General features: G+C 43.9%; 9 protein-coding genes and 1 pseudogene. 6 read left to right on the top strand and 4 right to left on the bottom strand.

Annotation, left to right across the window (positions count from 1 at the left end; all coding sequences use genetic code 11):
- Positions 1-125: 125 nt before the first annotated feature.
- Entirely contained in the window at positions 126-602 is a 477-nt protein-coding gene (locus tag WH37_RS19730; RefSeq protein ID WP_046232434.1) for a MarR family winged helix-turn-helix transcriptional regulator, read from the bottom strand.
- A 160-nt stretch (positions 603-762) separates the two neighbouring features.
- Between WH37_RS19730 and WH37_RS19725 the strand changes: the two genes are divergently transcribed.
- From WH37_RS19725 to WH37_RS19710, 4 genes are read left to right on the top strand one after another with little or no spacing between them, the layout of a single operon-like run.
- Positions 763-2,277, top strand: a complete 1,515-nt coding sequence (locus tag WH37_RS19725) for a spore germination protein (protein ID WP_046232347.1) — start codon at positions 763-765, stop codon at positions 2,275-2,277.
- A 30-nt stretch (positions 2,278-2,307) separates the two neighbouring features.
- Complete coding sequence (locus WH37_RS19720) at positions 2,308-3,477, top strand: Ger(x)C family spore germination protein (RefSeq protein ID WP_046232346.1); 1,170 nt, start codon at positions 2,308-2,310, stop codon at positions 3,475-3,477.
- 17 nt (positions 3,478-3,494) lie between these two features.
- On the top strand, positions 3,495-3,728 hold the full coding sequence (locus WH37_RS19715; RefSeq protein WP_046232345.1) for a hypothetical protein: 234 nt from the start codon (positions 3,495-3,497) through the stop codon (positions 3,726-3,728).
- 30 nt (positions 3,729-3,758) lie between these two features.
- Complete coding sequence (locus WH37_RS19710) at positions 3,759-4,865, top strand: GerAB/ArcD/ProY family transporter (RefSeq protein ID WP_046232344.1); 1,107 nt, start codon at positions 3,759-3,761, stop codon at positions 4,863-4,865.
- A 487-nt stretch (positions 4,866-5,352) separates the two neighbouring features.
- Here the strand turns inward: WH37_RS19710 and WH37_RS19705 are convergent, their stop codons facing one another.
- Positions 5,353-6,459, bottom strand: a complete 1,107-nt coding sequence (locus WH37_RS19705; RefSeq protein WP_046232343.1) for an FAD-dependent monooxygenase — start codon at positions 6,457-6,459, stop codon at positions 5,353-5,355.
- Positions 6,460-6,590: 131 nt separating this feature from the next.
- Here WH37_RS19705 and WH37_RS19700 point away from each other — a divergent pair, with 131 nt between their 5' ends.
- Positions 6,591-7,478, top strand: coding sequence for a helix-turn-helix transcriptional regulator (locus WH37_RS19700; RefSeq protein ID WP_046232342.1), 888 nt, complete (start codon positions 6,591-6,593; stop codon positions 7,476-7,478).
- A gap of 238 nt (positions 7,479-7,716) precedes the next feature.
- Positions 7,717-8,538: pseudogene (locus tag WH37_RS19695) on the top strand (ISL3 family transposase); the annotation flags it as partial.
- Between the two features lie 112 nt (positions 8,539-8,650).
- Here the strand turns inward: WH37_RS19695 and WH37_RS19690 are convergent.
- Positions 8,651-9,040: a hypothetical protein gene (locus WH37_RS19690; protein ID WP_046232341.1), complete on the bottom strand. Its 390-nt coding sequence runs from the start codon at positions 9,038-9,040 to the stop codon at positions 8,651-8,653.
- A gap of 371 nt (positions 9,041-9,411) precedes the next feature.
- On the bottom strand, positions 9,412-12,477 hold the full coding sequence (locus tag WH37_RS19685) for a glycoside hydrolase family 9 protein (protein ID WP_052737086.1): 3,066 nt from the start codon (positions 12,475-12,477) through the stop codon (positions 9,412-9,414).
- Positions 12,478-12,620: the final 143 nt, after the last annotated feature.

Raw genomic sequence — 12,620 nt, 5'->3', positions numbered from 1 at the left:
CTACCGATCTCAATTATATTTTAGCTGGATCGTGTAGGGTAAAATCAAGCTCCTGTAAAGAGCCATTTATAGCACAACGTTCAGGCCACCTATTACCCTAAAGAACCAAATAAAACGATATCCACTCAGGTCATAGCTATAAACAGCTTTTTTGTAAGGTTCTCTACTTCTGATTTGAATCCCACTTTTTGAAGTTCTGTTTGTAAGACCTCATTAAAAGTCTGAAGAGCTCGCTGGTATTTATTCTCGCCTAGCTCCGTAATTCGGGTATAAATACCACGTCTATCATCCTCGCATATATGTCTTTCTAAAGCTCCACATTCTTTGGCTTCCATTCTAACTACAAGTCTCGATGTAGCACTTTGGCTTAATCCCACCAGTTCTTGAAGTTGCTGAAGTCGTAATTCCCTATCCTCGGAATTAGATATAAAATTCAAAACATAAAACTCCTTCAAAGATAAATCGAAGTTTTTTAGCAGTGCTTGTTCTAACTTATCATTTAAAGAGGAGTGGATATGAGACAAAGACAACCATACATCCAATAGTTCGTTTTCATGTTGCAAGCTTAGATCACCCCACTTGATATTAATGTAATTCCACATTGTTTGTCTTATTGTATCAAGCTTAATGAAAATGGTCAAAACAGCGGCAGCCATTCATCATTGTGATGCTCTTTGTGAATAAAAAACTGCGAAGCATGAATAAATCTTATTAGAATTGAAAACCATTAAAGCATAGTTCTTACTTCTGGAGGTTAACAGCATGAACCAAACGAGCTTTGCCAGTACCCGCTCAGAAACGGATATCCAACCGATTTCACCCGTATTGGAATCTAATTTAAAATGGCTCGAAACGCATTTTGAATACTGCGAAGACTTATCCGTTTTTCAGTGGCATTTTGGACCAGAGCTCCAATACACAGCATTTTCCGTTTATTTCGATTCGTTATTTGAAAATAAAGCATTAAATTATATGAAAGCATCGCTTCAGGACCTTGTCCCCCACGAAGTAGGCCCTGCCATTTCTATCACTCCTGAAGATGTAATTCGCTTTTTCAGCAACCACGGTGTTTCCTCGCAATCCTCCAAGCTTGTAAACGATCTAATAGAAGCTAGTGATGATATTGTTACAGGGCATCTTGTTATCTTCATTAATGGCTGGAATCAAGCTTTGTCTTACAAAGTTGCTTCACTAACAACCAGGCAAGTAAGCGAACCGAGTGCAGAATCCGTAGTTCATGGTCCACGTGAGAGTACAGTTGAAAATTTGCAAAAGAATATCGGTATGTTAAGGCAGCGGTTAAAAACCCCTAATTTTAAATTAGAAAAGTTTACGCTTGGGGTAGAAACCAAAACTGAAGTCAATATCGCTTATTTGATAAATGCAGTTAACTTGGAAGCCTTAGCTGAGTTAAAAGAGCGAATTTCCAGAATGAAGAAAGTTAATGTTCTTGACACCTCTTTTATTGAAGAGTGGATTGAGGATTCGACTTATTCTCCATTCCCTCAATACCGCTATACAGAACGGCCGGATACCGCTACTGCGGCTTTGTTGGATGGTAAAATCATCGTGCTAGTCGAGGGCACAGGTTCGATTTTAATATGTCCGGGGCTTTTTACAGAAATGTACCAATCCTCGGAAGACTTTTACCAAAGAAGTATGATTGCCTCCCTAATTCGCATAATGAGGATATTTGCATTTTTTATTGCTTTAAGCTTGCCCAGCATATATATTGCTTTAACGACTTTTCATCCAGAATTGATTCCTACCGTCCTTTTACTTGCCCTCATGAATGCGCGTGAGGGCATTCCTTTCCCTGCATTTTATGAAGCCGCGATAATGGAATTCTTCTTTGAACTTCTTCGGGAAGCCGGAGCGCGATTGCCAAGACAGATTGGCTCCACTATAAGTATTGTTGGCGCTCTCGTTATTGGTGAAGCAGCCATATCTGCAGGTATTGCCTCTCCATCGATGGTCGTGGTCGTTTCCTTAACCGGAATTGCTTCTTTTGCCATTCCTCAATATAACATGGCTACTGCTTTAAGAATTATAAAGATTCCGCTCATGATTTTAAGCACATTCCTGGGTGGATTCGGTCTGATGATAGGTTTTCTCTGGATCCTGCTGCATTTAACAAGTCTTAGATCCCTTGGGCAGCCGTATCTAAACCCTGTAGCGCCTCTTCAACCTAAGCAATTACTGGATACACTCATTCGTGCGCCGTTAAAAATTTTACTGCGTTCACCGCGCAATAAGCTATTCGGATCTAAAAAATAAAAGGCAATTTTTTTGAGAGAAGGCTCTTTTATGCGAAAAACCGCATTTGCCGCCTGTCTGATGGTGTGCGTTCTATTGTTGCCGGGTTGCTGGGACAAGACAGAACTTACGGATCGCTCCTTAATCCTAGGCCTTGCCATCGACAAGGCCGATAAAGGAATGATTGAACTTACTGTGCAAATATACAAGCCGGGACTTTCCGGCGGTTCACAAGGAAAGCAAAGCGGAGATGTTTCATATATCAATGTGCAAACTAAGAGTAATACGATGTTTGATGGGATTCGTGATATTATCCTTCAAATTGGACGCAAAGCACAATGGAGCCATTTGCGGACTATCATTGTAGAAGATCAGTTAGTAAAACTATATCCTATCGGTGAGGTTTTGGATTTCTTTTACCGGGATCATGAGGCTAGACTTAGTTCTTCGTTTTTTATTGCCCACGGGAAAGCATCGCAATATTTAAAAATGAAGCCTTTAATCGAAAAAACAGTAAGTCAGCAGTTGTTGCAAGTTACAAATAAATCCGATCAGCACAATTACAAAACGACCAACACTTCGTTACTTGAACTTTTCATCGGTCTACGCAGCCAGACGGGGATTTCGTTAGCTCCTTACATCACTAAAGGCGGAGACAAAGGAGAGCATCTGGTGGCCACCGGAATGGCAGTCTTACAAAAAGGAAAATGGAAGGGGATCGTTTCTTCTCAAGATTCGCAAATGATACATATGTTAAATAATAAGTTCAAGAGTGGAATTATCCGCGTGCCGTGCGAAACTCAAAACGATTCGAGCGTTGCAAGCAACAATTCCCTGGAAGTATTATCTTTCCACTCCAAACTAAAACCACAAATTGAAGGCAAAGCAGTCAAACTTCAAGTATTCGTTCAGTTGTCAGGAGCTATTGGAGAGATGAGGTGCATGACATTAAAAACTCCGAAAGATGAAAAAAAATTAACCGAAGCCGTGGCTCGGACAGTTGAACAATCTTTAAGAAAAACTTTCAATCGAATGAAAAAAAAGGAATTAGACCTAATTGGTTTAGGAGATCGGATATATCGTAAGGATCCTGCCCTATGGAAACAGTGGAAGAAGAATTGGGGAGAGCGTTTCGCTCATACTCAAATCGACATTAAAGTAAAAGTTGAAATAAAGAATAGCGGAACTGCAATACCAAAACCGCTTTCTATAGACAAGTAGTAAAGGAGCACGAACGGATGGCTGAAAAAATGATTGTCGTGATTTCGAGTTATTTGTTAATGACGTTCTATAATTTAGCCACTATAAAGAAAATGGTGCTGCGCGACAAGATCGCATATGGAGTGACCGTTTTTGTCACTATTTATCTTTGTATTGAGTATATTGGAGGGTTTGGAATGCCGTTTCTTCATGACCTCGCATCATGGCTGTTTAAAGATTTCGCTCATCGTATAATTGAGTATTTAGACTAAGATTGTTAGAAAAGGAGCAGCATAATCTTTATGAATAAACAAACCATAAGTCAAGATCAATTGATCGTATTGTTTTTTGTTTATTTGACTGGCTCAGTTATTGTGAACCTTCCCGGTCCGTTAATTGGATTCGCCCATAACGGTGTGTGGATATCTCTGCTGCTCTCCGGCACGGTTGCCATGATTCAATTGCTGCTTGTTCTTTACTTGGATAAGGAATATCCCGGACAATCTTTTAGTGAATATAGCCAAGCTGTTTTGGGAACCTGGCCCACCATTGTGATTGTGATCCCGTTTATTTCGCTCTTATTTGAAATGAGTACTGATATCGTACATGAAGTAGGTAAATATGCTAACAGTTCTTTAATGAGGCAAACTCCTCAGTACATATTTGATATCTTTATCTTCACCACAGTGGCCATAACAGTACGTGCAGGAATTGAAGTCATGAGTAGAATGTTTACCATTCTCATCTTTATCATGATGCTGTTCATCGTCTTGACTTTGTTGTTTTCTATTCCTAATTATCACACAGAATTTCTGTTTCCTATTCTTCCTGACGGAATAAAACCTGTATTACATGGCGCCTACCTTTCATATGGTTTCACCCACGCAGAACCGGTTTTACTCGCCCTACTCCTTCCTTTTGTCCGTCGGCCGACCCGGAATTTACATAAAAAGCTGGTTATTGTGTTTGGTATCAGCATCATCCTATTGATTGCGGTCGCTATAGCAACCATTCTTGTTTTCGGACCCTTGGCCGGGGAAAGAAAGTATTCGATGGTAGAGGTTGCACGAATGATTGATCTACAACCTATTCAACGGGTCGAATTCATTGTTGGGATAGCTTTAATCGTAGGTTCCTACATGAAAGCTTGCATTACAATTTTCATATTAAATCAATTAGTTGTACGTATATGTAAATTAAAGGATGAGAAAGTGTTTATATTACCTCTGACTTTTATCAATATGATAAGTGCTTTTCTTTTACAAAGAAGCGAAGCAAAATTGTCCGAGCACATCACGGTAATCCTTCCAATTTGGAAGTTGACCGGATTTACAATTCCTTTGTTACTCGTGGTTGCCATTCATCTGCTGAAGAAAATGCTTGGCTTACAAAAGACGCCAACCAAATGAGAGGATCCCGATGTAGAAAAGATCTCATCGGGACTGTTTGTGTAGTGCGTTCGTAATAATCTTTGTACCGGTCTTATCAGCGGTTCACGACTTTCTTTACTGGTTCATGACTCTTTTTACTGGTTCACGACTTTTATTTCACTGGACAAGTGTTCTACTTGACCGTGGTGGTTCCATCTATGTTTGGAATAGCATAAGTAATAAGTACGAATTAATTGTTGAAAATAAACATCCTACAATGATCCAAGAGAACGTCATCGCATTATGTGAACATGGGGGATATAACATTCCTGGTGCCGCTTTGTTGTTCAACAAACGTTCTCCGATAGCGTAATGCTAATTCTTGATTTTGTCAGGAAAGTCGGTTTAAAGAAACTGATTGCTACGCTTCCGTCATCTTTAAAAGCAACCGCCATCGTCCTAATTTTGGAGTATTTCTCTCCCAGTTTCCAATCGATCCCCGGCTTTCCCACGACAAGCGCCGTAATTATCCTTCTTGGGAATTTCTTTCATTAATTGCTTCTTCAGTTCGTGGGATAAGAAACTCTACGCCAAATTTTTCCGCATTCGCTTGCACTTCCTCGATGAAAGGACGGAAACTCTTATTGTATTCTTGGAATGCAAGTTCATAGTTGCCATCACATTTTTGGAAAGCATCGGCCAAGGCGGATGCCCCATCTATTGCCAGTGATCCACCCATGCCGGCAGCCGGAGAAGCGCAGTATCCGGCATCACCGACCAGCGCTACCCTGCCTTTTGTCCACGACGGCATTTTCATTTGGCACAGTTTGTCAAAGTAAAAAGTCTTTGAGTTCTTCACTTCTTCCAACAATTCCGGCGTTCGCCAGCTTACTCCAGAAAACTGGTTCAATATGATATTCCGTTGCTGCTCTTCGTTTCGGTAGTCGTAAGGGATTTCCTTCTCCGAAAAAAAGCCGAGGAGGATATCGGTTTTATTGTTGTAGGCGTTCAGCATGACCGTCTTGCCCGGCTCATTGTACATCTGTGTCGTATTCTCCCGGATCAACAACTTATCCACGATCGTGATAGAGAAATAAGAATTAAGGAAATGCGAAAATTCCATCTCCTCGCCGAAGCAAAATTTTCTGACGGTCGAATGAATACCATCGCAGCCAAATACCAGGTCAAATGATCGATTTTGACCCCCTTTAAAAGCTACTTCGACGCCGTTACCTTTTTCCTCTAACGACGCTATGCTCTCTCCGAAAATAAACTCGACATCATCTTTGACAGCTTCGAACATCATATTCAGCAATACATCTCGCTCAATTTCGTATTCATCTTCCGCGAACTGCTCACTGTCTTTTTTAATGAAGTGCAACTTTTCAGTGACATCATCGGAATTCTTGAATTCCACCACTTCCATGGTTATTCTGTTCGACAGGATTTGGTCGAACAGCCCCATACGTTTCACGGTGTCGATGGTATTTTCGCGGATATTTACAGGCGTTCCGCCTTTTTTGAGACCTTCGGCGATCTCAATAACGGTCACGTTGTAGCCTAATTTATTCATCCAGTAGGCTGTTGAGAGGCCGGCGAAACTCGCTCCGCTGACCAGGATATTTTTTTTCATATTCAATCCTCCCGTGATAAACAACTTAGATTAACTTCTCCCCCAGTATATAACGTGTTAAAATTACTATAAATGTATTTTAGAGACGGATTTGTACAATAGCGACTTTTTGGACAAGGAGGCGAAGCGGTATGTTGACTGTGAACATGGATATTTTGCCCAAGATCAGATTGGCCGGTTTCGTTTCGTATCGAACGCCCTGGATTCATTTCAAGAGGAAGCTCGACGAGTACGTGCTGATCTTCATCAAAAGCGGAGAGCTTCACCTATTGGAGAACGGAACCCCGTATATTCTGAAGAGAGGCGACGTGTTCCTGCTGGAACCGGGCCTCCATCATGAAGGGTTCGAGAAGCACGTATGCGCCTACTACTATGTCCACTTCAGCCACGCCAACATCACATCCAGACCGGTCGGCGATAGGAAGGCACTCGCCAGGCATTTCCTTCTCGAGGAGAAGCAGGCAGACGCGGACGACTCCAACCTCTGCTATCTCAGCAAGCATTTTACGCTGACCGGCAAATCCGCTTTGCTGCAAGCGTTTCACGCGATGGACGAGCTGCGCGAGCTGTATTGCCGCAAGCAATACAACCAGAATCTGACCGCTCTCCAGTTTTCCCGGTTGTTGATCGAATTGTCCCGTGAACATCTCCTCGCCGAGCTTCATAAGGAAAACAACCTAAACTCCAAATCGTTCATGAAGGTCCATGCGCTGCTTGAATACATCCATCATCATTACGTCGACAAAATTGCTAGCCCTGACATTGAGCGCTTATTCGAGTGCAACTTTGACTATCTGAACCGTATTTTCAAAACAATCACGGGTTATCCGATCGCCCAGTACATCATTAAAGTCCGAATCGACCACGCCAAAGAACTGCTCCAGGCTACGAGCCTAAGCATCGGTGAGATCGGGTATTTATCCGGGCTGAACGACCCATACTACTTCAGCAAGGTATTTAAAAAACACATTGGTCTTTCCCCTCTCCAATACCGGGCCGAGGAAGCTATCTCGACATGATGACAAATAGCATCTCTGCCGTGTCCGCGGTATAGAATTCGAAGATACACCGGACGAGCTAAGATTGCTCGCCAACAATGCCCTTCCATATGTTCTAATTTCTTGTCATGATTTGCACCAACGATCTCCGCAACCACCACGGCTGCGGAGGTAATAAGTGAAGAGTAGACGAGTATGCTTGAAAAAAACCAACCGGTTGGTTGCTTAACCGCTTTACGACCAGCAAGAAACTGGCTTATTCCCAAGGGCTAAAAGACGTTACAGTAAGCTTTTTCGAGAGCGAACAGTTGAGCAAGCGCTTGGCTCTACAGCAGCACATAGCGCTCGTATACAAAAAACGCCTGCAAGCACCGTACAACGGATGCATAACGAGGCTCTTCCTTTGGCAAGCGAACGACTTTCCGAGCGAGCATGGAAACAAGCGATCGAAAGCACGGGGTTAGTCTTAGGTGTCGATGACTTCGCCATCAAGAAAGGGCATACCTACAACACGGGTATTCATGATTTGAGAGGTGGAACGTTACTCGATATTTTACCCGGACGAAAGCTAGAAGAATTACGTGCTTATACCCGGCAGTATCCTGGCTTTCTATTATTAACGCCAAAAGCAGTTGTGATGGATTTGGCCCGGGGCTATCACACATGGATCAGTGAATGCTTTCCGAATGCCATTCGGATCGCGGACCGATTTCATATTCATGGTTATATCATTGAGGCCATTCAAGAAGTTTGCAAAACGGTGCAAGGAACGCTTGCCCCACGAGCGAAGGCTATTCTTAAGGCAAATCATGGCCTCTTGCATGCACAAGAGAGAGCTCTTTCTGCCGAAAGTAAAGCAAAGCTAGATGAGTTGCTAGGCTACTCCGACCTCCTTCGCGAGGTTTGGACATGGAAAGAAGAAATCATCAATTACCATCGTTGCCGCTGGACTAACGCGACAGCAGAGGGTCGCCATAATCGGATTAAAGCTTTTCAACGCCGACATTATTTCACGCGAAACCGAGACCATTACAAAGCGGGTATTTTAGTCGAATATAATCGCAATCGTATTCCGAGTTAAATCGTCAAGCACTGATTTTGAGGTTGAGCCAAAATATGGAGACTTTATTTTTAAAGAGCATACTTACGGAAACACAAAGAAAACAGAGGCGGAGCGTCCCGCCTCTGTTTTCTTACTTATGAATATCTGTGATTTGAAGCGTTCCGTCATTCATTATATAGATCGCCTTCTTGGAATCGGAGTTCGTAGCGTCACCTGGAATGACTGGAGCTTTGTCAAAGCCTCCGCCTGTGGAGTAATAGAACTCATTCGTATCATCGTTATGCCAAAAAGTAAAAGATGAAGCATCGTCTCGCGTGAATGTCATGTGGTGTTCATCGTAATACCCTTTAGCACTGCATTCCGGAATGTCGCATCCTTCGTTGTGCTGTCCGTGCGTAAGATTAACGCTAGGCAGGTTAGTTGATGCATAGGCTTGGATTACTTGAGTATCGGCTTTACATTCAGTGTTACTGAAAGTGAATTGATGATTGGTCTGGTTGATAACAATAAACAGCTTCATAATATCCCTCCAATAATTTAATCTTACAAATACTAATGAAAAATCCAAGATATCCCTCGGCGACTCCTGCTGACTTGCTCTTTATTATAAAGCAAGGCAGAACCGAATTGACCTACCCGCTAGGGTGAATCGAAGCTAAAAATCGGGTAGGTATCTCATTAAATTTGAAATGCTTTTTCCAGTTCAGGTTGCGGTTTTAATAAAAATTCCCCCTACAGAAGTAGGAGGAAAGTAGTTTGGATGGTACAAGAAAATCCTAAGAGCCCGTTCTTCTTCTCTAATTAAATTGTTCTGTTCAATGACGGGGGCTCAATACTCCGACATCGCTAAGAGGCTCTCTCCCTCCCGACATGAATTCAGCCTTACGCCGTTCAGGGCTCCGTTCCCCATTGGAGAGCACCTGCGATGTAGCCGGTCGTTTTGCTCCAATCGGCGTAAGTCGTATCGGTCGGGTCGAAGGAGTAATCCCCCGTCTGCGAGTAGTTCGTCCAATCGGTCTTGGACACGCGTATCTGAATCTCAATGCTGGCTCCCGCAGCCAAGCTTCCGGCTCCGCTCGTAAAGCCGATCTCCAGATAGTGGTCGGCCCCGGTCAGGGGAGTCACCAACTTGACGAAGGTGCCCGTTACGTTGCTGCTGCCGACATGCGACCAGTCGCAGAAAAAGTTCTGGGCTATCTCCCCATCGATCGTGTAATAATAACGCAGCTTCACGTCGGACATATTGATGGTGGAAGTGCCGATGTTCGTCAGCTTTATCCGCGGGTTCAGCGTATTGCTCGTTGCCGTAACGGTAGAATTGTACTGCTGCACCTTGATTGCCCCGCTTCCGCTGGAGGTGGTATTTACCACGGAAACCGCCAGAGTCGCACTCGCTCCCGCGCTGAAGTTGAACGTCAGCGTCGTTGTTCCCACCGGCTGGGCGGCCAGATAGGCCTTCTGGATCGTCACCGTCGTGCCCGATACGGTGTAGTCCGTACCAACAGCCAGGGTAGCTGTGCCATTCTTAATGCCGGTAAACGTGTTACCGTTCAGTGTCAGGCTAACCGGAAGATCGGCCTGTATAGCGGTATTTTTGTCAAAAGCAGCGGTCGTCGGACTGATGGCCGAGTTGTTGCTGTTCCCCGTTGCAAATGCGGCAACAAACACCAGTCCCGAATTCCAATAGACGGTATGCTCGTTTGTTGTCCATTCCTGGAAGTTATCATGATAGTTTTTGGCTGCAAATCTCGATATCTGGTTGCCTACAGTCACATCGTTGGAGTATCTATTCGGCCCTCCTACCAGATACCCCTTCGGCACCCCAGGCAAGCCATCCGTTCTGTACATAATACTGAACGGATACTGAACGCTGTTATCGCCATACCCCGATACGAAAGATATGCCTACCGGATTTTGACCAAGGATCCAGCCTAACTGGCTATAGGTAATTTCATTTATAATAGCGCGGTTGTTCTCGAAGGTTCCCAGCAATTTGGTACCAATGATCATTTCCATCGGCGTATCGGCATATTGCATGGTGATTCCCCAATAATAGTTGCCGTCTTTTACGATACTTTTCCAAGCGCTTTCGTTGTATCTGCTCACTTTATCATTGAACCACTGCTGGAATTTGGTCGTATACCAGCTTACGACTCCAGCATTCTTATTAGCAGCCTTCATATAGCTGAAGAAGCCCGTATTCCAGGTGTTCTCCCAGCCGCTGGCGAAATCAAGGGGATGCTCGAAAAATTCTCCCATATCCGCGTAGTTTGCAATAAAATAATCGTTGTATTCGGCAGCGCCGGTCGATCGATACAGGGAGCCGGCAGCCCAAAGACGGTTCGCAGAGTCATCCGTCACATCGTAAGGCCACCTGCCTGTGTTAGGCGTTTTGATAAGCTCGGGATGCGCCTCCAGATACCCCCATGCAGCTACTGCCGCATCTAAGCATTGCTGAGCAAAAGTCGGATCGATATTTTGATAAATCAGGTAGGCATGTGCCAATGCGCCGGCTGCAGTAGCCGTATCCGCGGTCGTTTTGATATCTGTCCGTGGACTTACCGTATCTGCATCGATAATCTCTCTGTCAAGTAAATTGTCGTCGTCCTGGAAAGTTACACGCGCATAGAAGCCGCCGCTTGCTTCATCCTGCATTTTGAGCATCCATTCCAGTTCCCACCGTGCCTCATCCAAAATATCAGGAATGCCGTTTCCGCTCTCAGGTATATTAAATTGATTGTCTGTAAATTTCTCCGGCATCACTTCATAGGCCCAGAAGAGATCGGATAATGCTTTGGCTCCAGCATTTACGTACTTGCCTTTATCGCCCGCATCATACCAGCCTTTGGAAACATCCTTCTTGATGGAAGGGTTGGACATTAAAGGTACCGCTGTGTCTGGCGTAAAGTCCGTTCTCTGATAATCTTGCGTGTACGGGCTAGTAATATCAATTCCTGTCCTCTGGTAATAAAAATATCTGGATACGTCAACTAGGAAGGGTCCATAAATATCATTCGGATTGCCAATAGAGAATTCGGGAGAATTTTGAAGCCCCTGCACCGCAACATAATATTTTCCCGGTACCGTTAAATTTGTAAAGTCGGCAGTAAAAATACGCTCTCCACTGTCTACGGCATCATAATTTTCGGTGAGCACAAGCGTTCCAGAGTGAGCTGTGGAATTATTGGCCGCGTTAATAACGCTAAACGGAGTCCCCTCATCGACCGTGAGGACATCCTCAAACCCTGTCACGAGTGCCTGCTTTTCCCCATCTACGGGATATCCCAGTTGATTGACCTTGATGGGTGCATACTCTTTTTCCTTATCGGGAGACGTAACCCTAATATCATTGAGCCACACCTTTAAGGGTTGAAAACCATTATTTTTGATGGATAACGTATCTATGGAGGAAGGGTCAATTCCTTGCGAAACCTGCATAAGATCCTTTAGCGGTATTTTCACATGGGTCCAGTTCGTCGTAATGTTGACGTAGCTGTTAATGTTTACTGTAGTGGTAATTTCTTCGCCAACAGCCCTTTCGAATACTCTGTCTTTAAAGCCAATGAGGAAGGACTCTCCGCCTGCATTCCCCTTAATATTAAACTCAAGAAAACCGTTTGCATAATAAGGCGTAAAGTTATACGCTTTCCAGCCGGCAACCGCGACCAACGCGTTGAACCAGGACGGACTGGTAGGCGTCTTCGTATTTAATAGTAAGGAAGGCAATCCATTATGCGTAACCGTCCAATCGATCGGCAGCTTGCTATTCTCCGTCTCCAATCCAAATCCGCTATCTCCTGCCCAGCCGTCCGTTGTATTGCTGAATATACGGTAATCCAGCAAGTTTCTCCACCCTGCAGGCGCTTCGGGGGTAGCAGCGTTCGTCTCGATTGGATTGGAAAATAAAAGGGTAACGAACATCGTTAACGCAAGGACTAAACTTACTTTTTTCCTCATTAACTCTCCTCCTTTAAATGTTTGACGGTTTGCTCCCTATGAATCGGATTTGCACTCGACTTCTTATCGGTTTCTGCTTGCCATCACCTCTTTTTATTGAAAACGCTTTCTAATGCAATCATTTTAATTCGTGAGGTTGATGC

It is taken from the genome of Paenibacillus algorifonticola, assembly GCF_000971975.1.
Taxonomy (GTDB): domain Bacteria; phylum Bacillota; class Bacilli; order Paenibacillales; family Paenibacillaceae; genus Pristimantibacillus; species Pristimantibacillus algorifonticola.
Note: the sequence above shows the minus strand (reverse complement) of the source record. Positions and strands in the feature narration are given on the sequence as shown.

Coding starts and splice junctions, on each gene's coding strand:
- WH37_RS19730 (WP_046232434.1), bottom strand. CDS start 602: ATGTGGAATTACATTAATATCAAGTGGGGTGATCTAAGCTTGCAACAT.
- WH37_RS19725 (WP_046232347.1), top strand. CDS start 763: ATGAACCAAACGAGCTTTGCCAGTACCCGCTCAGAAACGGATATCCAA.
- WH37_RS19720 (WP_046232346.1), top strand. CDS start 2,308: ATGCGAAAAACCGCATTTGCCGCCTGTCTGATGGTGTGCGTTCTATTG.
- WH37_RS19715 (WP_046232345.1), top strand. CDS start 3,495: ATGGCTGAAAAAATGATTGTCGTGATTTCGAGTTATTTGTTAATGACG.
- WH37_RS19710 (WP_046232344.1), top strand. CDS start 3,759: ATGAATAAACAAACCATAAGTCAAGATCAATTGATCGTATTGTTTTTT.
- WH37_RS19705 (WP_046232343.1), bottom strand. CDS start 6,459: ATGAAAAAAAATATCCTGGTCAGCGGAGCGAGTTTCGCCGGCCTCTCA.
- WH37_RS19700 (WP_046232342.1), top strand. CDS start 6,591: ATGTTGACTGTGAACATGGATATTTTGCCCAAGATCAGATTGGCCGGT.
- WH37_RS19690 (WP_046232341.1), bottom strand. CDS start 9,040: ATGAAGCTGTTTATTGTTATCAACCAGACCAATCATCAATTCACTTTC.
- WH37_RS19685 (WP_052737086.1), bottom strand. CDS start 12,477: ATGAGGAAAAAAGTAAGTTTAGTCCTTGCGTTAACGATGTTCGTTACC.